This is a genomic window from Mucilaginibacter boryungensis (genome assembly GCF_015221995.1).
Lineage (GTDB): Bacteria > Bacteroidota > Bacteroidia > Sphingobacteriales > Sphingobacteriaceae > Mucilaginibacter > Mucilaginibacter boryungensis.
The window spans coordinates 371426-398415 of the sequence record NZ_JADFFM010000002.1; the positions used below are offsets into that span (position 1 = coordinate 371426).

A 26990-nucleotide genomic window follows, 5' to 3' on the forward strand; every position below is an offset into this window, starting at 1 on the left:
TGTGCTGGCCAATAGCGATTGTTGCTGATGATGATTGTACCCATACATTAAACAATTATAATAACTGGTACTGGTAAACCCTTGGTTTAAACGATACCAGCAAAACCTGATACCTGCACAAAATGCTGTTAGCAATTAAGTCTGGCTACATTTTGTGCAATAATTTTTTCGCCCCTACAGAATTTAAAAATTCAAACCAATGATAAAAAACAGACCAGACGCTAATCAAAATTGTTTTAAAATGCCCAGCAGGTTTTTAAAGCATCCTACCTGACCACTGACTTCGGCAATCAATTAATTCATTATAAACCAATCAATATGATTTAGTATTTACTTTTATGAGATCTTCTTCACATAATCAAATTACAAAACAAAAACACAGGCAACCTGTAACCAATGGGACTTACCATTTGGCCAGCCAGTGCTTCTCTGCGTTTAAAAAGCCGGCACTTGCCCTGTTAATGGGCATTGTATTGTCGCTTTCAGTTTACGCGCAATCAGTAATACGGGGTACCGTTACCGATGAAAAAGGCGATGCAATGCCCGGCGTAACGGTAACAGTTAAAGGCACCACTTCAGGTACCCAAACTGATGTTAACGGCAAGTTTTCACTCACTGCAAATCCGGGGACAACGCTGGTATTCAGCATGGTTGGCTACAGCCCCAGCCAGGTAGTTGTAGGCAATCAAAAAACACTTTCGGTAAGCCTTACACCCTCTAACTCATCATTAAACGAGGTGGTAGTAGTGGGTTACGGTACACAAAAGAAAGCCTCTTTAACAAGTGCTACATCTTCGGTAACTGCCAGTGAAATTGTGACTACCAAAAACGAAAACTTGTTAAACACCCTTTCGGGTAAGCTTCCCGGTTTCCGTAACGTACAAAACACAGCCGAACCTGGCTCATTTGCCAATAACTACGATATACGTGGTATGGGCGGTGCACTCATCGTAATAGACGGTGTCCCACGCCCTGATCTTGCCCGTCTTGACCCCAACGACATTGAAAGCGTTTCTATCCTGAAGGATGCTTCGGCAGCTATTTATGGTGTACGCGGGGCCAACGGTGTCATCCTGGTTACCACTAAAAAAGGTAAAAAGGGCGAGCTTGCACTTAATTACGTAGGTAACTATGGGCTGCAAGCCCCCTTAAGGTTATCAAGAGGTGTTGGTTCGGCAGATTACCTGACATTGGTTAACGAAAAAGCAGTTCACAATACCGGTGTGGGCTTTAAGGGCAACCCAACCTATACCGCTGCACAAATGGCTACCCTTAGCCAGATAAATACAGATTGGTATGATGTTACTACGAAAAAACACGCGGGGCAGCAACAGCATAATTTAAGCGCTACCGGCGGTACCGACAATAGTAATTATTATATAAGCATTGGTATGTTAGGCCAGGATGGTTTACTAAAAACTAACGACCTGGATTACACACGTTATAACCTGCGCTCGAATTTAAGTACCAGGGTTTCAAAAAATCTTACCTTTGATTTGAACCTGTCTGGTTCTCAGGATAAGAAAAACCAACCGCTGCAGGCGCCTTACTGGATTTTCCGCAGCATGTGGTTCGAGCGGCCTATTTACCCGGTTTATGCTAATGATAACCCGGCTTATTACTATGCCTTACCCAACCCGCTGCACCCTTTAGCGCAGGCAGATGCAAGCACCAGCGGCTACCAAATTTTAGCCAGCAAATATTTCCAGTCATCTGCTGCCCTTACCTATAATGTTCCGTGGGTAAATGGGTTAAACCTTAAAGGGTTATATAGCTATGATTATACCCAAAACGATAACCAGCTTTATAACAAAGCCTATAACCTATATACTTATAATGCAGCTACAAACGCTTATGTAGTGGGTAGCGTTCAGCAATCGCCAAGTACTATCAGGAAAGAGAATTATCAGTATCCTGCCAGCCTGGCCCAGCTATCTTTAAATTACGACCATACTTTTAATAACACCCATCACATTTCGGGATTGCTGGCCTATGAAGAGAACAACCGAAGCGGCGATAACTTTTATGCTCAAAGGGAATTATCTGTACCAATAGAGTATCTTTTTGCAGGCACCAGTACTAATGCCCAGGCCAGCAACAGTTCAAATCCAAGTGTTTTCTACAAGTACAAAAACACTTCTTACTTTGGCCGTTTAAATTACGATTACAAGTCTAAATATATTGCCCAGGTATCATTCAGGTACGATGGTTCCTCACGTTTCAACCTAAACAAGCAATGGGGTTTCTTCCCTGAAGCAGAGTTGGGCTGGCGGATCTCTGAAGAAGGTTTCTTCAAAAACACTAAAGCGTTGTCATTTATTAACAACTTTAAAGTACGTGCAAGCTATGGTGCAACCGGCGACGACGGTGCATCAACCTACCAGTACCTTGCAGGCTTCACCTACCCGGCCAGCGGTTCGGCAACCGGCCAGCCTCCCGGCTCCGTGTTCGATGGTGTATTTTACAATGCTGTACAACCACGTGGTATACCTAACCCCAGCATTACCTGGTTTACCGCTAAAACGCTGGATGCTGGTGTAGATTTGGAGGCATGGAATGGTTTATTCGGCATTACGTTCGATTGGTTCAGGCGCGATAGGGATGGCCTTTTGGCTAACCAGTTACTATCTTTGCCAGATGTGGTAGGCGCAGGTTTACCGCAACAAAACCTGAACAGCGACCGTACTTTTGGTTTTGACTTCTCGGTATCGCACCGTAACCATATCGGCAAATTCAATTATGAAGTAGGCGGTACCTTTGGCTACACCCGTACCATGAACCGTACATATACTGCTGCACGTGCAGGTAACTCATACCTTAACTGGATACAAAAAGGTAGTGTAGCCAACGTACTTACCGGTGCAAACCGATACAATAACGCTTATTTTGGTTACGGATCGGCCGGTCAGTTTGAAAGCTATAAGGCCATTGAGAACAGCCCTATTTACGTAAGTAAAGGAACTGTTGTAGGAGATTACCGCTACCAGGATTGGAACGGCGACGGCCAGGTAGGTGTTGATGACAGTCAGCCTATAGGTTTGTATGGTTTGCCTTTGGTTTCTTTTGGGTTCAACTTTTCAGCCGCATACAAAGGGGTCGATCTAAGCGCCCAGTTCCAGGGGGCAGCCATGGTTTATGCAACTTATATTGAACAATTGCACGAACCGCTTTGGGCCGATGGTAACGCGCTTACGCAGTTTTTAGACAGGTGGCACCCTACCGACCCTGCTGCTGACCCATATGACCCTAATACACAATGGACACCGGGCTACTACGCTTACACAGGTACCTTAGCTTTCGTTAATACATCTGCTAACATGCATAACGCCTCGTATGTGCGGTTAAAAAGCCTTGAAATAGGTTATACTTTGCCCAATAAGCTTATGTCGCGTGCAGGGATCAAAAGCATCCGCCTGTTTGCTAATGGTTATAACGTATTCACTATTACCGGTCTTAAATACATCGATCCGGAAAAACCATCTGGCTCGTCAACATTCATAGCCGCTACTACACAGTACGATTATGCTTACCCGGTTGACAGGGTACTATCATTTGGTGTGAACCTGAAATTTTAAATAAAGAAAGATGAAAAGGAAAATATTTTTATTGATACTTGCTTTGGTAACCGTTGTTACCTCGTGTAAGAAAGACCTGGATATCCCGCCACCTAATATTTTACAGGACCCTGATGTATTTGGTAATACCGCGGGTGTAGAAGCATATATGGCGCGTATTTATAGCGAACTACCTATCGAGGATTTTAAATGGCTGCCAAATGCCGGTTTCAAATCATTCTGGCGTTCCTCGCCGTTCACCATTACCGGCGAGGCCATTAGCCGCGACGCCACCCAACAGCAAACTGAAACCTTTAACTATTGGGCAGATGCTTACTCGCTTATCCGTGAATGTAATTATTTTATGGAAACCCTGCCATCTTATGCAAGTAATTACAATACAACACAGGTAAACAGCTGGCTGGGCGAAGCTAAGTTTATCCGCGCCATGACCTACTTTGCATTGGTTAAACGGTATGGCGGTGTGCCATTGGTGGATAAAGTGCTTACCAAACCAGGGGAAACTATTGATGACATAGTAGCCGAGATTGACAAGTTTAAAATACCACGCTCATCCGAGCAGGCTATATGGGATTTTATAGCTTCCGATCTGGACGATGCCTTTACCAAGCTACCCGATATTTCAGGTACAAAGAAAGGCCGGGTAACCAAATGGGCTGCATTGGCATTCAAATCGCGTATAATGCTGTATGCCGGTTCTATTGCTAAGTACAATACTATTAACCTTACCGTAGGTGGTGTACAACTTTGCGGCATTCCATCGGCAAAGGCTGTTGATTACTTCAAAGCTTCGTACGATGCCGCTGCCCAGGTAATTGGTAAATATTCATTGTATAAGCAAAGCTGGTCTGCAACCGATAAAGCTGCCCAGGCAAACAATTTTGCAGCCTTGTTTATTGACCAGTCAAGCAGCGAAAATATTTTTGTACGTCAGTACCATTATCCCGAAGCGGCACACTGGTACGATGTAGAGATGATCCCCCGCCAGTTGTGGAATGGTGTAGAATCGCAGGAGACCTGCCCTACACTTGATTTTATTGAGATGTTTGAAGGGCTTCCAAAAAATGCCAATGGTACTTTCCAAACGCTTGATGGCGCTGGCCATTACATTATGTATAACAACCCCGGCGATCCGTTCGCCAATGCCGAACCACGTTTAAGGGGTACAGTATTATTCCCAGGCGATCTGTTCAAAAACCAGATCATTGATATCCGTCGTGGTATTTATACAGGCGCGTCAGCAGGCGGTATAAACAAACTGCTGCCTGCAGGTTCTAAAAGCCCCTATCCTACTACAAATATCGTACAAGCGCCGGATGCCAACCAGGCCGATTATACCCTGCCCGATGGTTCGAAAATGAAGCCAGGCGGCTTAAGTGGTTATTTCGTTGGTACTTCTTCCTCAGGTTCTATTTCCGGATTCAGTATCCGCAAGTGGCTGGATCCGAATAAGCCAACCACCGATTTAGCTACTAACCGCTCGGACCAGGCCTGGATTGAAATGCGCTATGCAGAGGTATTACTTAACCAGGCCGAAGCAGCTTACGAATTGTTTACTGCCGGCCAGGGTGCAGCTTACCAAACTACTGCCCTTACTAATATTAACCTGATTCGCGAACGTGCGGGCGCTACCCAGGCAACCCTGGCTGATATGACCAGTGTGGATATTATACGTAAGGAAAGAAGAAAAGAGCTGGCTTACGAGAATAAAACCTGGTGGGATTTAAAAAGGTGGCGCATTATTGATAAAGAGCAAAACGCTACTGTTTGGCGTGTTCTGTGGGGATTTTACTCGTCGCAGGCTAAACAATATTTTTACGATGACCGTTTCGACGAACGCAATACTACCTACACTTTCGATCCGAAGTGGTATTATGAAGCTATTCCGACAGCTGTTATCTCTAAAAGCCCTAACGTAGTTCCAAACCTTAGTAATTAAGATAAACTGAACATGAAAAATATATTTTATAGCATAGCATTGGGCGCGGCCATTCTGTCGGCCAGCTCATGCAAAAAATTCGATAACTATGATGGGCCCGACCAAACGCTGCAGGGTACTATTATTGACGTTAATACGAACAAGCCTATGCAAAGCGATCTATCGGGCGATGCGGGAGGTAGCGCGGGTACACGTATTAAATTACTGGAAACCAGTTGGAGTTCAAACCCTACCCCGCTTTATCTGGCTACCAAAATTGATGGCACTTACATTAACACCAAAGTGTTTGCGGCAACTTACAACATCTCTGCCGAGGGTGCTTTTGTACCCCTGGTACAACCGGCCGCTACCCCACCGGTTGACCAAAGCCAGAATGTTGAAGTTAAAGGGGGCACAACAACAGTTAATTTTACAGTAGAGCCTTTACTGGAAGTTGAATGGGTTGGTACGCCTGTATTAAACGCTAATGGCAGTATTACCGCCCAGGCTAAAATTACCCGCGGTACCACTAAAACAGCATTTCAGGGTAACCTTACCGATGTGTGGTTGTATACATCGCCATACCCCTACATTGGCAGCAATACCAATAGCTACGATACCCGTTATGCAACACACTTAACTTATTCGGGTACAACAGGTACTGCTTTACTTGGCACTACAATTACCATTACCACTTCTTTGTCTTCGGGCGCATTACCTAAAAAAGACTGGTACATCCGCCTTGCGGCACGCACCGACTATGGCTCGAAGTTGTACAACTTCAGCGACATCAAGCTGGTGGTAGTACAATAATAAATTTTGTGAAAAAGGGGGGCATTTAGCCCCCTTTTTCATTTTGCTAAGTGCTGATTTGCAACCCTTGCTATCAGTGTAAATATCCCTTCCCCTATTCTACCCCTGAAAATATGATGATCATAAAATCCGCTTGTATTAGCCATAACTATAAAATTTCCAATGCCCTTATTGGATTCTTCCTGCTTATTTTAAGTTTGAACCTGGTTTGCATAAACGGATGTGCCCAGGCAAATCCATCGCTCACATTCAATGCCGTTGTGCAGCCTTATTATAAATACCGTAAAGATGGTAAGCCTGGTCGTGCCGTATACCTGGCGTTTAAAGGTGACAGGCTTAACGAAGCCGCTTCCATAAAAGTGGAATGTAACGGGACCACTGAAGAAACCGATATCCCTAAAAACGAAAAAGGCCTGGAAGGCACCACGATAATGCTTCCTGCCGGTGCTGGTTTAGATAAATTATGCCAGGCACGCGTTACTATTACCACTGCTAAAAATGTGATGTACCAATCGGTGTTTGTACCGGTATTAAAGCAATGGACGGTTTACATTTATCCCCATTCGCATGTGGATATTGGCTATACCAACACGCAGGAATTTGTGCGCAAGCTGCACATGCGCAATATTGATGTGGCGATTGATATTGCTAAAAAAACGCAGAACTACCCCGAAGGGTCGCGGTTTGTTTGGAACCCCGAAGCTAATTGGGTAACCGAAAATTACCTGAAAGAAGCATCGCCCGAAAAAAGGAAAATTTTTATTGATGCCGTAAAAAAAGGTTGGATAAGTTTGGATGGCGATTATGCCAACGTAAATACCAGCGCCTGTACCGACGAGGAATTGCTGAGGCTGTTTCACAATGGTCATGAAATTTCGGCTGTTACCGGTGTGCCTATTAAAACCATGGTGCAAATGGATGTGGCCGGCGCATCATGGGGGACAGTGCAAGCTGCTTATCAAAACGGTATCCGCGGCTTTTTTATATATCCTAATATTGGTACCATAAGAGACCCTTGGGAACACCGCCCGTTCTATTGGGTTGCCCCCGATGGAAAATCAAAGATCTTTTTTTTACAGGCCCTGCCTTATGGCTTTGGCTATACTATAAAAGGCTCGAAAATTGGTCTGCACAAAAGCCAGGGTAACGACCCATCGCTGGATCGTATCGTTACCGGCAAGCCCGATGAAAATTTTGTAGGTGACCTGGTGTTCGATGAAATAGCGAAGCTGGAAGCCAAACGTTCGCCTTATAACATACTGGTAATACCATGGGCTTTAGCCGATAATGCCCTGATAGATGCCGACCTACCCGATGCTGTGCGCAATTGGAACGAAAAATATGCTTATCCTAAACTAATTATATCCGGCTCGCAGCGTATTTTGGATGATTATGAAAAACGTTATGGCGATATCATCCCCCAGGTGAAAGGCGATTACAGCGAGTACTGGACAGATGGGCTGGGGTCGGATGCTAAACGCGTAGGTGAATACCGTCGCGCTACCGAAAACATTGTGCAAGCCGAAACCGCCTGGAGCATGCTGAATTACACTAAACCAGCGCCACGTAAACTAATTGACAGCGCCTGGCAAAACTGCTTGCTGGGTGCCGAGCATACCTGGGGCTACCAAGACCCTAAAGCGCCGCTGGCCAAGCAAATAGAACAAACCAAAGCATCGTTTTTTGAAAATTCGTTGAAAAACAGTCAGGAATTGCTCAATCTGACATTCAACACTATCAAGAGTGCAGCAAGCAATAAAATAGCGGTGTTCAATACCCTATCGTGGGCCAGGGATGGTTTGGTTACCTTAAGTAAAGAGCAATCAAAAGCCGGTGACCGTGTGCTGGATGAACAAGGGCTTGAAATGCCATCGCAACGCTTATCATCAGGCGAGCTGGTTTTTATGGCTAAGCAAATACCGGCGCTTGGCGCTGCAACCTATACAGTTACAACAGGCGAAAGTAAATTGAAAAATGGTTGCAGTATCAGCAATAATACATTAACAAACGGCCTGCTCACCCTGCATATCGACCCCGAAAACGGCGATATCAACAGCCTTAAGGAGGTTAAAACCGGGCAGGAATATGTAGACAAAAAATCAAAATACGGGTTAAACAGCTACCGCTACCTGCTGGAAACGGATACGGCCAACATAGGTTCGAAACCTTATAACATTAAGTTAAAAATAAAAGATAACGGCCCGCTGGTAGCCTCGGTAGTTGTATCATCAAGCGCCGAAGGCTGTAACTGGCTTACGCGTGAAGTAAAGGTAGTAAACGGACAGCCCTGGGTTGATATAACCAATATACTGGACAAGATAAGCACCCCCACTAAAGAGGGCATTCATTTTGGTTTTGCCTTTAACGTGCCCGATGGTAACACCAGGCTGGATATCCCCTGGGGGACAATGATCCCTGAATATGACCAGATAACCGGCAGCAATAAAAGCTGGTTAACCTTTCAGCACTGGGTTGATATTTCAAATAACGAAACCGGTATTACCTGGACATGTATAGAAGCCCCTTTAATTGAAATGGGCGAAATGACGGCCAATGTGCTGGGCGGTGCGCATGGCCGTAAAAACTGGTATAAAACCCTGCCAAAAACACAAACCATGTTCTCGTGGGCGTTGAATAACCACTGGGGTACCAATTTTCCTTTAGAACAAGGCGGTGTGATGAATTTCCACTATGCCTTGCTGCCTCATCAGATTTACGATGCCGTAGCCACCAATCGTTTTGGACTGGAGCAAAACAGGCCTTTAATCGCTATTCCGGTGGATAAGGCTCCGGCTGTAAAAAACTGGATTAAAATTGGTAACCCTAATGTGCTGATATCAACCTTAAAACAGAGCGACAATGGTAAAGGGATGATATTAAGGGTAAGGTCGGTTTCGGACAAGCCTGAAAAGGTGCTATTAAGCTGGCCCGGCGGCAAACCCCGCAAGCTCTACACTTGCCTTGCCGATGAAAAGCCCGAAAAACCGATAACTACAGATCAAACCATTCTGCCATTGGGCACCATTAGTTATTATTTTGAAATGTAAATTAAGATCACATAAAAGGCTGCCCCAAAAGGGCAGCCTTTGTTTTATCATGTGCATCGGTTTATTAAGCTTCCAGTAACTCGTCCAAATTGCCAAGGGCCATGGTAAAGCCGCCTTCGAAGCCCATTTGGACCAAAGTTTGCATATCGGTTTCCGAATCAAACTCAAGGGTCACATCAACTTTCGATCCTGTTTCTGTAGCGCTGAATGCAATATCCCAATAACTGGTTGGCATAGTGTTGGTCAGGTTACCATCCTCGTCGCAAAAGGCGTGGGCGGTTGTAAAGCTTTTTTGTGGGTCTACAGTTTTAAAATCAACCCGCGACCAATGTTTTTCTCCCTGTGGGCCGGCCATGCAATAAAGCCAGGTACCGCCCTCTTTAAAGTCCATTAGCTTGGTTTGTGCCTGCCATGGCCTGGGTGCCCACCATTTATCCAACAATTCGCTTTCAGTCCATGCTTTCCATACTTTGTTTAATGGCGCATTAAAATGACGCACTACATGTAGTTTCCTGTTTGCCAGGTCCTTGGTAATTTCAGTGTTGTTTTTCATAATTGCAGTTTATAAATCGTTTAATAAATTATCTAACTGGTTAAACCGGTCGTCCCACAACTGGCGGAACTTTTCAAGCCATAAGTCTATTGTTTTCATCTTTTCAGGATCAAGCTGATAGTAAATTTCCCTGCCCCTTTGCTGCTGGTTTACCACTTCGCATTCGGTTAGTATTTTAATATGTTTTGATACCGCCTGCCGGGTGCTGTCAAAATGTTCGGCCAGGGCGTTTGGTGTCATAGCCTGCACTGCCAGCAGTACTAAAATTGCCCGGCGTGTGGGGTCGGCAATGGCCTGAAAAATATCTCTTCTCATAATTTCTTCTATATATTTGCAACCGTTTGATTGCAAATATAAATGCAATTGTTTGGTTGCGCAAATTTTTTTTCATTTTTTTAGTTAAACTATAATTAATATTTTTAATCAAATAGCTCAAAACGCCTGCTATATAACTGAACATGAAGGACTTTTACTACCTGCTGGGGACGGACAGCAAGGCTACGCCGCAAGAAATAAATTCGGCCTATCGGAAGCTGGCCAAAAAATTTGACCAGGACGGCGGCGAATATGATCATTTTCTGGACAGCCACTTTCGTGAGATAACAGAGGCGTACCAATTACTAAGCGATCCTGTTCGTCGCCGCAAGTACGATATTGCTTTAAAGAAGGCCGAGCAGCGGCGTTTTTACTGGTGGTTCAGGGTTAGGCACCTTACTGTAGCCGCATCACTTGCGCTGGCATGTTTTACCAGCTTGTTTGGCTGGTATGTAATAAACTCGTTAAAGGGATCAAAAAAGGCCCTGGTAGTTAAAACTCCAATGCTTAGCGCCGCTAAGGTTAAGCATCACAAAAAAAAGAAACTGCTACAGAAAAAAGCTAAAGATGCCGCTCCCCTGGTTGCAACAACCATAGCAAGGCCAATAAAGATAAAAAGGGATACGCCTGTTATTAAAAAAGTTGCACCCGTTATTGTTACTGCCAAACAAGCGCCTTTAATAGCTACGCAACCGGTAGTCACAAAGCAACCGGCAATAATTAAGTCGCCGGTGGTTGAACCGGATAATGAAACTTATACCGCAACCATACAGGCTAACATGACGGGTATAGTTAACCTGCACCAGCAATCGGGCTATACATCGGCAGTAATTGCCAGTATCCCAAACCATTCGCAGGTTAAAGTATTGGAAAGGGGCCAAAGCTTTTATAAAGTATTCTACAACGGACAAACAGGCTATGTGCCAAAATGGACCATCCCCACTCCCTAATATTTCAATGATCAACGATCGCCGTTTTGCTGTAATGGTATTTCAAAGAAAAAAGTTGTGCCTTTGCCCAGCTCGCTCTCGGCCCATATTTTACCATGGTGGCGATGAATGATCTCGTGGCTTATATATAAACCAATACCCAGGCCAGACATATGCGCGGCAAGGTTTTCAACCCGGTAAAACCGCGAAAATATACGCTTTAACTGATCTTTTGCAATACCTATCCCAAAATCCTGAACGCTTACTTTCAATTTACTATTAGTGGCCTGCCCTTTAATTATTATTAAACCAGCATCAGGCGAATACTTAATAGCATTAGAAATAAGGTTGATAATTACCTGTTCTATACGTTGCTGATCGGCATAGATCAATAACTGATTAGCATCAAATTCCGCACGGATGGTATGAGATGGGTTATTGTGCTGCATCATCTCAATAGCATCGTTAAACAACTGCACAAAATTAAACGTTGTAAAGCTGAAGGGTAATTTACCCGTTTGTATTTTGGATACATCCAGCAGGTCCTCTATCAGCGAGGTAAGTTTAATAACCTGTTGCCGGGCGCGTTTAATAAAAGTATTGTTCAGGTCAGCTGCAGGCATATTGCGTTCTATCAATTGCAGGTATCCGCTTAAACTGGTAACAGGGGTTTTTAGTTCGTGACTGGCCAGGCCAATAAATTCATCTTTTTTGGCATTTAGTGATTTTACTTCCTCGTAAAGTTTGGCGTTATCAAGCGCTATTGCCGCTTGCGACGCCACCCCCGCCAGTAGTTTTTCGTGTTCAATGGTAAATCTGCCAGGTTCCGGATGGCCAAAAAACAAGCCGCCTATTACCCCGTCTGATTTGGATATGACAGGTACCGCAAGATAACTTACTACCGGCAAATGCCCTTCAGGCATACCATAGTGCGGGGGAGTATGTCCATAGCGGGGGTCTTTAGTTATGTCGTCAACCCGCACAATACCTTCACCCTCAAACGTCGGTTTAAAAACAGCGGTATTACGCGGCATTCCAAATTTTTCAAATGCTTCCCGGGGCGCCCCCGATAAAGTGAACAGCATGTACGATTCGCCCTTCTCATTCACTTCGTTGTGAAAAAAAGCGCCGAATGCCGCGCCGGTAAGCTGTGTGGTAGCATCAGTCACTTTTTGTAAAATACCTTGCGTATCCAGGTCGGCAGAGATGATCTGCCCTACCGAGTTTAGTATTTCCAGGTTTTCGGCATACATCTGCAGGCGTTCTTCCGATTGTTTTTGCTTACTAATGTCGCGCGCTATTTTAGAGGCCCCAATTACCTCGCCTTTACGATTATGAATAGGTGATACGGTTATAGAAAGGGGGATGAGTTTACCCGACTTTGTTATACGGATGGTTTCAAAATGGTCAACACGTAAATTGTTCTTTATCCTGTTGATGATTATATCCTCTTCTGCATGTCGGTCTTCAGGGATCAGGGTGGTAATATGTTTACCTATTATTTCATCTTCGGTATATTCAAACAGCTTTTCGGCCGCCTTGTTCCAACTAGTAATATAGCCGCCCAGCGTTTTACTAATGATCACATCGTCAGATGATTCAATAATAGCAGCCAAACGGGCCTCGCGGTTATCATCATCTATCTGCGCGGTAATATCCATTAAAATAACTACTGTCCCTGCAGTATCAGGCAGCGTGGTAATATGCGCCTGTACAATGCTTTTACTACCATCAGGCCTTACAATGGTAAATTCATCATCCTGGCTGTGTTTTTCACAAGGCTTGCCTATTACCGGTATGCTACCCCACAATTTCTCTGCTGCCGGGTTATAAGCCACCAGGTTGTTATGGTCATCGCAGATATAGGCAGCAACAGGCATTTGCAAAAAAACATTAGTATAATTTAAGCCTGTAAAATTTGGAACGTGCATAGGCAGTAATTGGGCATCAAATATAATTAACTTTTAAGTAATATATCACTGGGTCATTTATCAGTCAATTCAATCCAAACCGGACAATGATCGCTGGTTTTTTCCCAGCCGCGCACATGGCGGTCTACCTTTGCGGCAACCAGCCGGCCTTCAAGTTTGGGGCTTAACAAAAAGTGATCGATACGTAAACCGGCGTCGCGGCCGTAGGCGTTGCGGAAATAGTCGTAAAAAGTATAAATTTTTTCTGTAGGGTATAGTTTACGGATGGCATCTGTCCAACCCTGAGCTACCAATGCGTGGAAGGCGGCCCGGGTTTCAGGCCTGAATAGGGCATCATCCACCCAGCGCTCGGGCTTGTATACATCAATATCGGTAGGCATCACGTTATAATCGCCGCATAAAACTACCGGTGTATCATAACTTAATAACTGCGCGGCGTGCAGGGTAAGCCGCTGAAACCAGGCTAACTTATAATCGAACTTTGGCCCCGGTGCCGGATTACCGTTAGGCAGATAAAGGCAGCCTATCACTATGCCATTAATAACGGCTTCTATATACCGGCTATGCAAATCTTCAGGATCGCCGGGCAGGCCGCGCCTTGATTCCTTGATATCGCCATAGCGCGAAAGTATTGCTACCCCGTTCCAGCTTTTCTGGCCATGCCAGATAGCTTTATAGCCAGCATCGTTAATTGCTTGTTCGGGAAACTTTTCCTCGGGCGCTTTCAGCTCCTGCAGGCAAACTACATCGGGTTGGGTTTCCTGAAGCCAGCGCAACAACACCGGCAGGCGCCCATTAACGCCGTTTACATTATAAGTGGCTATTTTCATTACAGAACATTAACAACGTGTGACAAACTTAGTTTGAAAGTAATAAATTATGGTAATTGCCTGTAAAGATACCACAGCTTGTTGCTGATGAATCCCTATCTTAGTTAATAAATTTATATGCTGCAAAACCGTGTAAACCCACAGGGCGATATCATACAAACAAAGGCCCGCGGCGCGTGGCTTGGTAACCGTGGACAATTGCATGGCGCTACCAAAACCATACTGCGCCCCTTTAAACATAAGGCCTGGATAATTTGCGTGCTGCAGTTTAAGAACAGGCACCGCCAAATTATGGCCCCAAACCTTTGGACGGAACTGTTTTTTTTAGACGAAGCTACGGCTTTTGCTGCCGGGCACCGCCCCTGCTTTGAATGCCGGCGCGATGCAGCAAACCAATTTAAAGCCGCATGGCTTAAAGGGAACCCGGCGTATGGTTTTAATATAAAAACCGCTATCGGTAAAATAGATGACATCATCCACACGGAAAGAATAGGCGCCGATCATCAGAAAGTAACATTTACCGCTGCGGCAGCGAGTTTGCCGGAGGGGACCTTTATCTACATAAACAGCGCGCCTTACCTTTTGGCGGGCAACCAACTGCACCGTTGGACATCATTTGGATATGATGAAAGCCTGCCCATCCCCCGGAGTGAAGTCACTGTGTTAACCCCTTACTCCATTGTGCAAGCATTCCGCGCGGGTTACCGGCCACAAATGACGATTGAAAATGGGGCGCTTTGATTTTTAAATACTACGTTTATCTTTATATACCTATAATAACTTCTATGAATTATACCTGTTGCATATTGGCCATTACCTGCTTGTTAGCAAGCAACCGGGTAAATGGCCAGGCAAAACCGGCCACAGCTAAAAAGCCCAACATCATTTTTATACTTACCGACGACCTTGGCTATGGCGATGTAGGCGTATTTTTTCAAAACCAGCGCGCCCGGGATAATAACCGCAGCAAACCTTATACTTATACCCCAAATCTTGATAAAATGGCCGCGGAAGGCGCCGTCATGCTAAATTCATATACTGCCGCGCCGGTTTGCGCGCCATCGCGCTCTTCTATCCTTACCGGGCTAAGCCAGGGCCATGCTCGCGTACGCGATAACCAGTTTGATAAAGACCTGGCCGATAATTATACATTGGGAAACGTTATGCAAAAGGCAGGCTATGCAACTGCGGCCATAGGCAAGTGGGGCCTTCAGGGCGACAAACGCTGGTCGGCAGATGGCGCGAAGTGGCCCGCCCATCCCCTGAACCGGGGCTTTGATTATTACTATGGTTATATGCGGCATAATGACGGGCATGAGCATTATCCGAAAGAGGGTTTATACGAAAAACCTAAACAGGTCTATGAGAACCGCACCGAGGTAAGTAAAGACCTTGATAAATGTTATACCGGCGATTTGTGGACCGCGGCCGCCAAAAAATGGATAGTGGCGCACCAGCAGGGTAAAAAAGGCGATCAGCCGTTCTTTATGTACCTGGCTTACGATACGCCGCACGCGGTGCTTGAATTACCGACCGGCCCTTATCCTAAAGGCGGCGGACTGAATGGCGGTGTGCAGTGGTTAGGTAAACCTGGTGAAATGATCAACACCGCTAACGGTACTATAGATAGTTACCGGCACCCCGATTATGCCAACGCCACCTATGATAACGACAACGACCCCAATACGCCTGAGATACCCTGGCCCGATACCTACAAACGCTATGCTACCAGCACCCGCCGCATTGATGATGAAGTAGGTGACTTGTTAAAACTACTGGCCGATTTAAAAATAGACGATAATACGCTGGTGATCTTCAGTTCGGACAACGGCCCATCTATAGAAGCATACCTGCCTAAGCCCAATGTACCTTATGCTGCCAATTTTTTTGGAAGTTCGGGGCCGTTTGACGGGATAAAGCGGGACGTATTGGAAGGCGGCGAAAGGATGCCGGTAATTGCGCGCTGGCCGGGGCATATTGCGACTAATAAAATTGTTACCACACCCAGCATATCCTACGATTGGCTGCCAACATTTACCGATGCCGCAGGCTTGCCCGCGCCGGTAATTACCGATGGTGTATCGATGCTGCCGGCATTGACAGGCAACGGCACACAACGCGATGGCTTAATATATGCGGAGTATTTTGAACCTAACAAATCGCCAAACTATAAGGAATTTGCGCCTATAAACCGGCAAAAACAACGCAACCAGATGCAAATGATACGCATAGGCGATTTTGTGGGCCTGCGGTACAACATTAAATCGGCCGACGATGATTTTGGGATCTTTAATATCACTACGGATACCCATCAAAGCGCCAATCTGGCTGCGGATGGCAAAATGGCCGATTTGCAGCAACTGATGAAAGAGCGTGTATTACAGGTAAGGCGCATTGATACATCAGCAAAACGCACGTATGATGATGCGGCCGTCCCGGCGAACAGGATAAGCAATACTGTTAATGGGATTAACTGGAAAACTTTTAATGGCAGGTATAGCTGGCTGCCCGATGTGAGTACCCTTAAACCCGTAAAAACAGGCCAGGCCGATATGCCGGGTATCACCAGTACACCAACCGGCGATATATACCTTTTTGAAGGATATATTAAAGTCCCCGAAAATGGTGATTATACATTTTATCTATCCGCAGGCGACAAAGCCTTTATGCGTTTGCACGAAGCCATACTAATTGATGCCGACTATGGCTATACCCCGGGCACCACCAGACAAAGCACCATTAAACTGAAGGCAGGCCTGCATGCCTTTAAAATATACGCTTATAACCCTAAAGGCACATTTAATTTAGAGTGGAAAGGCCCACCGTTTAATCGGCAAAAAATACCAGCTTCGGCATATTACTATTAGTATCTTCCATTCTCAAAATAGTTTTTTAAGCATTTGGAATTGTAAAATAAAGCACTGATATTTGGTTAACCAATCTGGTTAACCAATTTATGCGATCATTAAGAGAGACCCTTCAGACAGTCACTGCCGAGAACCCTGTTGATACCATTATCCAGCAGTTAAAGCAATTGATCATTTCCGGTCAGTTAAGGCCCGGCGACAGGTTGCCTGCCGAACGTCATTTATCTGAAAGGTTTGGCGTTGGCCGCAGCTATGTACGCGAGGCTATTTTGAAACTGGAGTTTTACGGGTTACTTAAAACTAATCCCCAAAGCGGTACCTATGTATCGGGGCTGAGCATTAAGGTGATCGATAATTTGATAACCGATATCATTAAGTTTAATAAGGACGATTTTAGCGCTTTGATAGAGGCCCGTTACTACCTGGAACTGGATGCCGTTAAGCTTGCTGCCGAACGCAGGACGGATGAAGACCTGAAAGCTATTGAGCAGGCCATGCTGGAATACGAAACAAAAACCATGTCAGGCCAGGATGCGGTTGAAGATGATATGCTTTTTCATATGATGATTGCTCGCGCTTCGCATAATTCGATTATCGAATCGATGATCCTGATCCTGATACCCGACTTGATCAAAACCATTACCGAGAACAAAATTTGTGGTGAAAACCGTGGCAAATTAGCCATTGCCGAACATCGCGCCATATATAACGCCATAAATGCCGGCGATATCGACGCGGTTGAAAACGCCATGGCCAGTCACCTTGATGATATACTGCAAGTGAGCAGGACCGGCCATAAATTAGAAAGTATAATAAACCAACATAACCCGGCTTAACCAATTTAAGCACAGCCGTAATTTAAATATAATCCAAAATGAACTACTTAAAAAAAGTGGTAATGTTAATGTTTTGTGTATGCTGCAGCAGTTTGATACAAGCACAGGTACACCCAAACATTATGCTAAGCCAGCAAAATTTGCCGGCCGTGCGCAGCGGCGTAAATAGCTATCCGCTACTTAAAAGCTCGTATTTGGAAGTGAAGCAGGAGGCCGATAACGCTTTAAAAAATCCCATCAGCGTACCTGTGCCAAAGGATGGCGGGGGCGGGTTCACGCACGAGCAGCACAAACGCAATTATCAGTATATACTGGCCTGCGGCACGGCTTACGCCATTACCCAGGATGCGCGCTACGCTGCTTACGTAAAAAATATATTGCTGGCTTATGCTGCCCAGTACGAGAAATGGCCTGTGCACCCCAAACGCGAAAACAGCAACCCGCCGGGCAAAATGTTCTGGCAGATATTGAACGATTGCGTTTGGCAGGTAAACGCTATACAAGGCTATGATATGGCTTATAACGGCATTCCCGCTGCGGACAGGAAAACTATTGAGGAGCATTTGTTTATCCCCATTGTTAAATACATTACCGAGGATTCAAAGGAAACGTTCGACCGGATACATAATCATGGCACCTGGGCGGTGGCTGCTGTGGGCTTAACCGGCTACGTTTTAAACAAACCGGAGTATGTACAAATGGCTTTAAAGGGATCGGACAAAAGCGGCAACACGGGCTTTATGAAGCAGATTGACGAGCTGTTCTCGCCGGATGGCTATTATACCGAGGGCTTTTATTATCAGCGCTATGCCTTGTTACCTTTCATGATCTTTGCTAAAGCCATCAGCCGGTACCAACCGCAGGTGCAAATATTTAAATACCGTAACGGGTTACTGGCCAAAGCGGTCAACATTGCCCTGCAAGGTACTTACAGTAATGGTGCGTTCTTCCCTGTTAATGATGCGATGAAGGACAAAACCTTTGAAAGCTCGGAGCTTATCAGCGCGGTGGACATTGCTTACGCCGATATCAGCAGCGATAAAGGTTTCCTGGATGTAGCGGTACGGCAAAAAAAGGTGATCGTATCTGATGCCGGCTTAAAAGTGGCCAAAGATATTGCCGCGGGTCTAACCCAACCCTTCAGCTACAAACCTATGTGGATGAGCGATGGCAAAAACGGCGATGAGGGCGGCATCGGTATCCTGCGTTATGGTGCAGGTAAAAAGCAGCAATGTCTGGTATTGAAGGCAGCAGCCCAGGGCATGGGCCATGGCCATTTTGACCGGCTGAACATTTTGTATTATGATAATGGCGGCGAGGTTTTCCCTGATTATGGCGCCGCTCGCTTCATCAATATTGAAACCAAAGGAGGCGGCGGTTACCTGCCCGAGAATACCAGCTGGGCTAAACAAACCGTAGCGCACAATACGCTGGTAGTAGATGAAACCTCCGACTTTAAAGCGAACGTAAAAGAGGCATCAAAATATCACCCCGAGTTGGTATACTTCAGCAATACTGCCGCTATACAGGTAGTGAGCGCTAAAGAAAATAATGCCTATCCCGGTGTGCAAATGGTGCGTACATCGGCTTTAATTAAAGTGGCGGAACTACAAAAACCCTTACTGGTTGATGTGGTTACGGCGGCATCGGCTACCAGCCACCAGTACGATCTGCCTTTTTGGTACCTGGGCAATATCATTGATGCCTCGTTTAAAATTGAGGCTGTTAAGGATAACCTGAAAGCTTTAGGCAGCAACTACGGCTACCAGCACTTATGGTTAAACAGCCAAAACAATATCCCGCAGGCAAGTGGTTACATTACGGTAATGCAGGGCCAAAGCTTTTATACCACCAGCTTCGCGGGCAGCTCGCCATTTAGTGTTAAGCTGGTTTCAATAGGCGCTAACGACCCGCAGATGAACCTGCTGGAGGGGAAGGCTTTTATGCTTTCGCAGGCCAGGGCTAATAACCAAACCTTTGTATCGGTAACAGAAAACCACGGAAATGTTGACCCTATTGCCGAAACCACGTCGGGCGCAAAAAGCTCGGTCAGCGGTTTATCGGTCATCTCACCCGATCAAAATAAAACCATCTTCTCTTTCAAAGTGAAGGAAAAGCCTTATACCATTACTATCAACTATCACGATAAAAGCAATTTTATACAAATCAATTAAAGAATTATTCCAGATGAAAAGATTATTAAGCATGATATTACCGGTATTGATAACCATAGCGGCCACTGCGCAGGATACAGCCAAGGTGCCCGCTAAGGTTATTCTTCCGGCTGGTTATAGCGCGCAAATTGATGTGGTTTATACGCGGGTCAATGGTTGGGAGGGCAGGGCCGACCTTTACCTTCCCGCCAAGGAAAAAGGCCCCTCGCCTATGGTAATTAACATTCATGGCGGCGGCTGGAACCATGGTAAAAAAGAAGAGCAAACCGGTTTTGGAAGTTTTTTTAAAAAGGGTTACGCCGTGGCTAATATGGAATACCGCCTGGTACAGGCGGCACCCGCCCCTGCTGCCATTGAGGATACCCGATGCATGCTTATTTACATTATTGAACATGCTAATGAACTGAATGTGGATGTAAATAAAATTGTGATCATGGGCGGTTCGGCGGGTGCACACCTGGCGTTAATGGCCGGCTTGTTAGAGAACGACCATCGCTTTGATACCAACTGCCCCACCAACAAAACCATTAAAGTAGCCGCAATTATTGACCAATACGGCATTGCCGATGTTTGGGATTGGGGCTACGGCACACATATCACCAGTAAATCGGCCGTTAACTGGCTGGGCGCGCATGCTAAGGACCAGGCTTTCGCACAGTCGGTATCGCCCATTTCTTATGTAAAGAAAACAAGTCCGCCAACCCTTATTGTGCATGGCGATGCGGACCCGGTGGTACCCTATCAGCAGTCGGTAGATCTGTATAAGAAATTCCAGGACATGGGCGTAAAGTCGGACTTTTTAACAGTGCCCGGCGGCCAGCACGGCAAGTTTGATCCTGATCAAAAGAAAGTAGTAAGCGCTAAGATCATGGAGTTTTTGAAAAGTGCAGGCATCCATCAATAAGTAACATCTATCACACATGAAAATAAAAGGGTTAAGGTGGTTTATTATTGGGCTAATTGGGCTGGCTACGGTTATTAATTATATAGACCGCAGCGCCATTAATATTATGTGGCCCTACATTTACCACCAGTTTGGTATTGCGGATGTTGACAACAAAAGAACCTTGGCACTCATCACTACCTTTTTTATGATAGCCTACGCGCTGGGGCAAACCTTTACCGGCAAGCTGATGGATTCCATTGGTACGCGCAGGGGTATGGCAGTATCTATTGCCGGCTGGAGTATTTCCATCGCGCTCCATTCCATTGCGCGGTCTATATTCTCGTTCAATATTTTCCGGTTCTGCCTGGGCTTTTTTGAGGCCGGGAACTGGCCCGGCGCGACCAAAAGCAATGCCGAATGGTTCCCGGCTAAGGAACGGGCCATTGCACAGGGGATATTTGGTGCGGGCGCATCGTTAGGTTCGGTTATATCGGCGCCCATTATTGCCCTGCTGTTCGTTGCCTTTGGCTGGAAGGTTACTTTTATAATGATTGGCGCTTTGGGCTTGCTTTGGGTTATCCCCTGGCTTATAATTAACAAAGCCACACCCGATAAACATAACTGGGTTAGCGACGAGGAACGGCAGTATATCTTATCGGACCAGCAAGCAGCGGATAGCCAAACCGCCAACACCACGGTTTTAACCTGGAAACAGCTGCTGGCATTTAAACAAACCTGGGGCATTATACTAGGCCGCTTTTTTATAGACCCGGTATGGTGGCTTTTTGTAACCTGGCTGCCTACGTTTTTAAAAGAACAGTTTCATTTTGATATTAAGCAGATAGGCGCTTTTACCTGGGCTCCCTATTTATGTGCCGCTATTGGCAGTTTGCTGGGTGGCTTTTACTCTTCACAATTAATAAAACGGGGCGTCGACCCCGAGGCCGCGCGTAAAAAGGGTATCACCATTGGCTGCGTATTTATGCTTATTGGCCTTGGCGGGATAGTTTACACGCTGTCGTCGTTAAAAGATAACCCCATACTGGCCATGGGACTGATTGGCACCGTACTATTTGGCTTCCAGTTTTTAATTGGCAACCTGCAAACCCTGCCAAGCGATTATTTTAACGGTAAAAATGTGGGCACCGTTGCGGGAATGGGCGGTACGGCAGCCGTTGCCGGGACACTGTTAACCACCTGGCTGGTACCGGTAATTACCCAAACAAGCTATGTATCATTTTTTGTGCTGGGCGCGGTTTTAGTGCCTATAGCATGGCTGTGTGTAAAGTTTATGAGTTCTAAAATAAAAATCAATCAATAATAAAATTAATATGCGTTTAAAAAACAAAGTTGCCATTGTAACCGGTGGCGCCAGGGATATAGGCAGGGCGGTATCGCTGCAGCTGGCCCGCGAGGGCGCTAAAGTAGTAGTGAATTACTTTAACGATGAAGAGAAGGCCAAAGATACACTTGCCCTTATTAAAGCCGAGGGCGGCGAAGCCACCATAGTGTACGGTAACATGACCCTGGCTGCCGATGTAGCCAACCTTATTGCCAAAACAAAAGAGGCTTATGGCGAGGAAATACACATTTTGGTAAATGTTGCCGGGGGACTGGTGGCCCGCAAAAAACTGCTGGAAATGGACGAGGATTTTTGGGACCAGGTGATCAACCTTAACCTTAAATCGGTTTTTTTGGCTTGCAAAGCCACGGTGCCTTTTATGCCTAAGGGATCAACTATTATTAACTTTTCATCGTTGGCTGGGCGCGATGGCGGGGGGCCGGGAGCAAGCGCTTATGCCACCTCTAAAGGCGCTATCATGACTTTCACCCGGTCATTAGCCAAAGAATTGGGCCCCGAAGGTATCCGTGTAAACGCGGTAGCGCCAGGATTGATAGCCACTACTTTCCATGATGTTTTCAGTTCGGCACAAGGTCGCGCCAATACCAGCAACGCTACACCATTACGCCGCGAAGGCGCCGCCGAGGAAGTAGCCGACCTAGTGGCTTACCTTGCATCAGATTCCTCATCGTTTATTACGGGAACTAATATTGATATTAACGGCGGCTTAGCATTTTCCTAAGTAATTATTATTACAGGTATCCCGTTACCGGGATACCTGTATATAAGAACCAAGCCTATTTCCAATCGATATGAATTTGGCTGTCGCCGGCCACCGTAAATTCCAGGTGCCCATCTTTCAGCTTTTTGCCGGTCAGCTTTTCGTTGCTTCCTTTAATCGTCACCGTAAAATCCGGCAATTTCCCTTTGTCAGTTTTAACCAGCATCAAACGGCAGGTTTGCCGTGGATCGCCCGCCAGTGTAAAATTGACCGGGCGATGTTTTTTAGGGGAAAACCCATAAGTTGGATAATCGGTATAGATCATAAACGGCTCGCCAGGCACCTGCATGTAATGTCGCGGCAGTATACCGAACGCGTTACCCGCGCCATACACTTCCTGTCCCACCTCGCCCGACTTTTCCCAGCCATCATGCATATCCTCCAAAGCTATCCACAGGTTAGGGTCAAGCTCGCCGGTCTTCACGTTTTCCGATAGCATTTCCTTTGGTAATTTTGGTGGATAATAGTACACGGCCCGTTCTACCACATAACGGATATATTCGGCCATCAGCAGGCGTACAGACGGAAGGATCTCCTGCCCTTCGGCATGCCGCAGGTAATCGTGGAAAGCGCAGAAAACTTCCTCTTCTTCATAAACCGCGGTATAAGGCGCGTCGCTAAGCGGATACAAAGCAAAAAACGTTGGGAAATTTACCCCGTGGCCGTAGTTGCAATCCCATAGCTTGGTGTTTTTAAATACATTAGCCAGGCAAAGGTAGCTCAGTTCTTTATAAAGTTCTTTTTTGGTGATTTTATATAAGCGCAATAAGGCCCCGGCAGAGAAAGCGGTATTATTGGCCTGGTAAAACAGTTCGAAGCCCAGTCCCTGTAATTTTTGCGCCGCCCTTTCCGCCTCGGCCAGGTAGCGTTTATTACCTGTCAGTTCCCAGGCCTGCAGCATCACGTGGGCATATAGTCCCGGCACATCTTTTTCGCCCCCTTTACCCGGTTGCGTTTCTGCCTTTATTACCTCCAAGGTATCCATTTTGTAAAATACCGGCCAGGTATAATCAAAATGCTTAGCCACTTTTATCGCAAATTCCAAAGAATCAAGGAACAATTTTTCGGCCGTCTTCTCCCCCTTCAGCGCCAACCTTGACAAGTTAAGCAAAGGGTGGTTTAGGTACCACGAATCCATGACCAGCGGTTTCTTATGCTCCTCCTCCCCCTTCATCTGATCGGCTGTTTTAGGATGCCAGCGCATAATAGTGCCGTATTTCTCCGAATAAAAAGCGGGCAAACCATCTTTTACCTTTTTCATAACCGACAGTTGCGACTCGTTCCATTCTACGTAATCCACCAGCGGCAATAACACCGCTAATTGCACCATAATCTCGGGCGGAGTGGCATAGTCGCACACATAGGCGTTGAAATAGTGGTTGCCATCTACCTGCGCCCAGCAGCCGGGACTATCCATCAGGTCATCTAATCCTTTTTGCAGGATATCCGGCCAATGCTTGTAAGTAGTATCGGGCTTTGGCATGGCCAGGTAAATGGTTGCCAGTAGGTCTAAGTACTGCTGTATCATCGCGGCCTCATTATCCGGTACGTTTTCGTCAAAGGCCACAAAAGCATCGCTTAGCGTATACACCTTGCCAGCTTCCAGCGCTTTGTTTTTTATGGTTGGCGGCAGTGCAAAACCAATTTCAGGCCATTCGCCCCCTACGGTATCCGCTGCAGAAGTTTCTGTCTGCTGGTTGTAGTCGGCCAGTGCTGTCAGGTTCTGCAGGTAGAAGACGGCCCCTGCCTTCGGCCTGGTCAGGTGAAAGTACAATTGGCCCGAACGCGCGCCTACCTGGCTGGCTATCACTTTTCCTTCCGCCAGTATGTCGCTGCCTACTGCCCCCAGCGGCACAATGTCCCGCGGCCAAAACGGAAATAGCAATGGCGCTTTTGGTTTTAAGGTAGTTGTATAGCGCAACACCGGTTGTTCTTCCGTGGGTAGCACCAGTTTTACTTCGTAATCGCCCAGCAAGCATTTGATTTTGAATGTAACCTGTCCGTTCGACTCGCGGAACTGCACATCAAGCTTGTCGTTCGGCGAATACGCCAGCCTGAAAGCAATCCGGCTGCCTTTCGGCCAGGCGACCACCAGCCAGCACGATTCCTCAAGATGATATATCTTAAACGAATAGCCAATTGCTGCTTGTTCAAAAATAGGTTTCCTGTTTGCGACGTTTAACGCCGCGTTTGTGTTTAAAATCCATGGTGATGTTGCATTCATATAAGTGTCTGTTATCGATAAAATTTCCTAATAGGCTATATATTTAATTAGAAAAATAATCTCTATATAATACCTTAATCCTGAATTTATGTTTCACAACCGGGAAGATTTATCACCGAAAATCATAACTTTTCGGACACGACCGGCTCCCGGGCAGATGGCTCTGCCGGGTCAATAATGCATTTAACCAAAAGTTAAATTAGACGGGCACTAAACGTCACAAAAAACCCGTGAGCTGTGGCCGATGGGGTAACTGCATTGTAACAAAACCGGAATATCCTGATGGAAATTTGCCAGCCGGGGATACGCCCGATCACTTGCTAAACCAGATGAAAAAGGGGCGCCAAAAATTCTTAAAAACTCGAAAAAAGCCGCAAAAAGGCGTTATAATTATTAATAATTATTCATTTTATTCGATAAGGTGCGTACCTATCCTGTAATTTTTGGCAAGCCTTTGGTTGCGGGACCAGTCAGCACGGTACCGTCAATATCGTAGCGGGCACCATGGCAAGGGCAGTCCCATGTTTTCTCGGAGCTGTTCCAATTCACAATACATTTGGCATGCGTGCAAACCGGACTCAAAGCATGAATAACCCCGTCTTCGTCCCTATAGGCGGCTATTTTTTCGCCGTCTACTTCCACTACTTTGCCCGTACCCGGTTTAATCCTTTGTAATGAATCTGTTTCATGGATATTAATGCGGTCAGCCACAAAATGATAGGCCACATCGGCATTTTCCTTCACAAACTCGCTAAAACCATCTATCGGTTTCAGGCGGGAAGGGCTGAACAGATCGGCATAGGCATTTGCTTTTCCCAGCACCAGGTCGCTTAGTATTTTAGCCGACACACTGCCCAGCATCATTCCGTTACCATTGTAGCCGGTTGCACAGTAAACACCATCAGCTGCAAAGGGCATTTGCCCAACATAGGGCAAGCCATCAACAGGGATATAATATTGAGATGACCATTGGTATTTAACCGAGGAAACCTGATAATATTTACGGATATATTTTTCAAGATCGGCGAAAGCCTTTTCCGGATCCTCATGCGCGGTTTTATGGTCCAGGCCGCCTACAAGCAGCAATTGCTGCCCCTCAATAGTATGGGTGCGAACATAATGGTACGGGTCCTGCATGTCGTAGATCAGGGCATCAGGATATTTCCCGCTCTTTAATTTAACCGCCATAACATAGCTGCGGTAAGGCGCGCATTCAAAATTGAACACATTGATATTGGGTGGCATATGTGTAGCGTAGATCACTTTTTTAGCCCGAACACTAACACCCGCTGCTTCAGCAACATGAATGCCATCCCCGCTATCCAGTTTTTCTATTTTGGTATTTTCCATAATAATGCCACCAGCTGCCAGATAGGCTTTTTGTAATCCCTGCAGGTATTTTAAAGGATGAAATTGGGCTTGTCCGTCAAATTGTAGGGCTCGGGTATAGGGTACAGGCGTCGGTACCTGTTCGGCATACTGAACGGCAATACCAACCTTAAGCGAACCTTCATATATTTCATCCAGCTGCTGGTCCTGCTTTTCATCTTCGGCATATATATAGCCTGGTTTGCTTTCGTAATCGCAATCGATCCGATAATCGTCAATATTCGATTTGATTAGGGCGAAACCCTCGTTAATAGCATCGGCAAACAGCTGGGCGCCTTCTTCGCCAAAGGCACTTTCCGCCTGTTTATAGGTAGTATCGGCAAACGTATTGATATGGGCACTTGTCCCGCCCGTTGTCCCGAAACCAACACTATGGGCCTCGGCAATGATGGTTTTCTTGCCGGCGTTTTGCAACAATAACGCAGCAGTCAGGCCGGTGATCCCGCCGCCTACTATCAGGCAATCATATAAAATATCTGCTTTATTGTCATAAACCTTGGAGATACTTGCATTCAAACCTGCCTGCCAGGCGCTTTCATTTTCTCCGTCTCTTTGGATATTATTTGCAGTGGTCATGTTT

Annotated in this window: 18 protein-coding genes; 12 read left to right on the forward strand and 6 right to left on the reverse strand. The window is 46.0% G+C overall.

Annotated features, from left to right (window positions below; all coding sequences use genetic code 11):
- Nucleotides 1–338 precede the first annotated feature (338 nt).
- The 4 genes from IRJ18_RS14475 to IRJ18_RS14490 all read left to right on the forward strand — a co-directional run bounded on the left by IRJ18_RS14475 (nt 339) and on the right by IRJ18_RS14490 (nt 9353).
- A complete protein-coding gene (locus IRJ18_RS14475) occupies nt 339–3575 on the forward strand; it encodes a SusC/RagA family TonB-linked outer membrane protein (RefSeq protein WP_194107033.1) in 3237 nt (1078 codons plus the stop codon).
- 10 nt (nt 3576–3585) lie between these two features.
- Complete coding sequence (locus tag IRJ18_RS14480; RefSeq protein WP_194107034.1) at nt 3586–5514, forward strand: RagB/SusD family nutrient uptake outer membrane protein; 1929 nt, start codon at nt 3586–3588, stop codon at nt 5512–5514.
- Nucleotides 5515–5526: 12 nt separating this feature from the next.
- Nucleotides 5527–6306: a DUF3823 domain-containing protein gene (locus tag IRJ18_RS14485; protein ID WP_194107035.1), complete on the forward strand. Its 780-nt coding sequence runs from the start codon at nt 5527–5529 to the stop codon at nt 6304–6306.
- Nucleotides 6307–6419: 113 nt separating this feature from the next.
- Nucleotides 6420–9353, forward strand: coding sequence for a glycoside hydrolase family 38 N-terminal domain-containing protein (locus IRJ18_RS14490; protein ID WP_194107036.1), 2934 nt, complete (start codon nt 6420–6422; stop codon nt 9351–9353).
- Nucleotides 9354–9417: 64 nt separating this feature from the next.
- Here the strand turns inward: IRJ18_RS14490 and IRJ18_RS14495 are convergent, their stop codons facing one another.
- Nucleotides 9418–9906, reverse strand: coding sequence for an SRPBCC family protein (locus IRJ18_RS14495; protein ID WP_194107037.1), 489 nt, complete (start codon nt 9904–9906; stop codon nt 9418–9420).
- Nucleotides 9907–9915: 9 nt separating this feature from the next.
- Nucleotides 9916–10221: an ArsR/SmtB family transcription factor gene (locus IRJ18_RS14500; protein WP_194107038.1), complete on the reverse strand. Its 306-nt coding sequence runs from the start codon at nt 10219–10221 to the stop codon at nt 9916–9918.
- 143 nt (nt 10222–10364) lie between these two features.
- On the opposite strand from IRJ18_RS14500, the gene IRJ18_RS14505 reads away from it, so the two are divergent.
- Nucleotides 10365–11171: an SH3 domain-containing protein gene (locus IRJ18_RS14505; RefSeq protein ID WP_194107039.1), complete on the forward strand. Its 807-nt coding sequence runs from the start codon at nt 10365–10367 to the stop codon at nt 11169–11171.
- An 11-nt stretch (nt 11172–11182) separates the two neighbouring features.
- Here the strand turns inward: IRJ18_RS14505 and IRJ18_RS14510 are convergent, their stop codons facing one another.
- Nucleotides 11183–13081, reverse strand: coding sequence for a PAS domain S-box protein (locus IRJ18_RS14510; protein ID WP_194107040.1), 1899 nt, complete (start codon nt 13079–13081; stop codon nt 11183–11185).
- Nucleotides 13082–13134: 53 nt separating this feature from the next.
- Nucleotides 13135–13911: an exodeoxyribonuclease III gene (xth, locus tag IRJ18_RS14515; protein ID WP_194107041.1), complete on the reverse strand. Its 777-nt coding sequence runs from the start codon at nt 13909–13911 to the stop codon at nt 13135–13137.
- A gap of 117 nt (nt 13912–14028) precedes the next feature.
- Between xth and IRJ18_RS14520 the strand changes: the two genes are divergently transcribed.
- From IRJ18_RS14520 to IRJ18_RS14550, 7 genes are all read left to right on the forward strand, one after another.
- The gene (locus tag IRJ18_RS14520; RefSeq protein ID WP_194107042.1) at nt 14029–14652 is read left to right on the forward strand and encodes a hypothetical protein; all 624 of its coding nucleotides are present in this window, start codon (nt 14029–14031) and stop codon (nt 14650–14652) included.
- Between the two features lie 44 nt (nt 14653–14696).
- Nucleotides 14697–16778, forward strand: a complete 2082-nt coding sequence (locus IRJ18_RS14525) for a sulfatase-like hydrolase/transferase (protein ID WP_194107043.1) — start codon at nt 14697–14699, stop codon at nt 16776–16778.
- Between the two features lie 89 nt (nt 16779–16867).
- Nucleotides 16868–17614: a FadR/GntR family transcriptional regulator gene (locus tag IRJ18_RS14530; RefSeq protein WP_194107044.1), complete on the forward strand. Its 747-nt coding sequence runs from the start codon at nt 16868–16870 to the stop codon at nt 17612–17614.
- A gap of 38 nt (nt 17615–17652) precedes the next feature.
- A complete protein-coding gene (locus IRJ18_RS14535) occupies nt 17653–19788 on the forward strand; it encodes a heparinase II/III domain-containing protein (protein WP_194107045.1) in 2136 nt (711 codons plus the stop codon).
- Between the two features lie 13 nt (nt 19789–19801).
- A complete protein-coding gene (locus IRJ18_RS14540) occupies nt 19802–20692 on the forward strand; it encodes an alpha/beta hydrolase (protein WP_194107046.1) in 891 nt (296 codons plus the stop codon).
- A gap of 16 nt (nt 20693–20708) precedes the next feature.
- The gene (locus tag IRJ18_RS14545; RefSeq protein ID WP_194107047.1) at nt 20709–21995 is read left to right on the forward strand and encodes an MFS transporter; all 1287 of its coding nucleotides are present in this window, start codon (nt 20709–20711) and stop codon (nt 21993–21995) included.
- 10 nt (nt 21996–22005) lie between these two features.
- A complete protein-coding gene (locus IRJ18_RS14550) occupies nt 22006–22758 on the forward strand; it encodes an SDR family NAD(P)-dependent oxidoreductase (protein WP_194107048.1) in 753 nt (250 codons plus the stop codon).
- Nucleotides 22759–22813: 55 nt separating this feature from the next.
- Here IRJ18_RS14550 and IRJ18_RS14555 read toward each other — a convergent pair whose 3' ends face one another.
- Nucleotides 22814–25021 carry a hypothetical protein gene (locus IRJ18_RS14555; protein WP_194107049.1) on the reverse strand — a complete coding sequence of 736 codons (2208 nt, stop codon included), beginning with the start codon at nt 25019–25021 and terminating at the stop codon, nt 22814–22816.
- Between the two features lie 429 nt (nt 25022–25450).
- A complete protein-coding gene (locus IRJ18_RS14560; RefSeq protein ID WP_194107050.1) occupies nt 25451–26986 on the reverse strand; it encodes an FAD-dependent oxidoreductase in 1536 nt (511 codons plus the stop codon).
- Nucleotides 26987–26990: the final 4 nt, after the last annotated feature.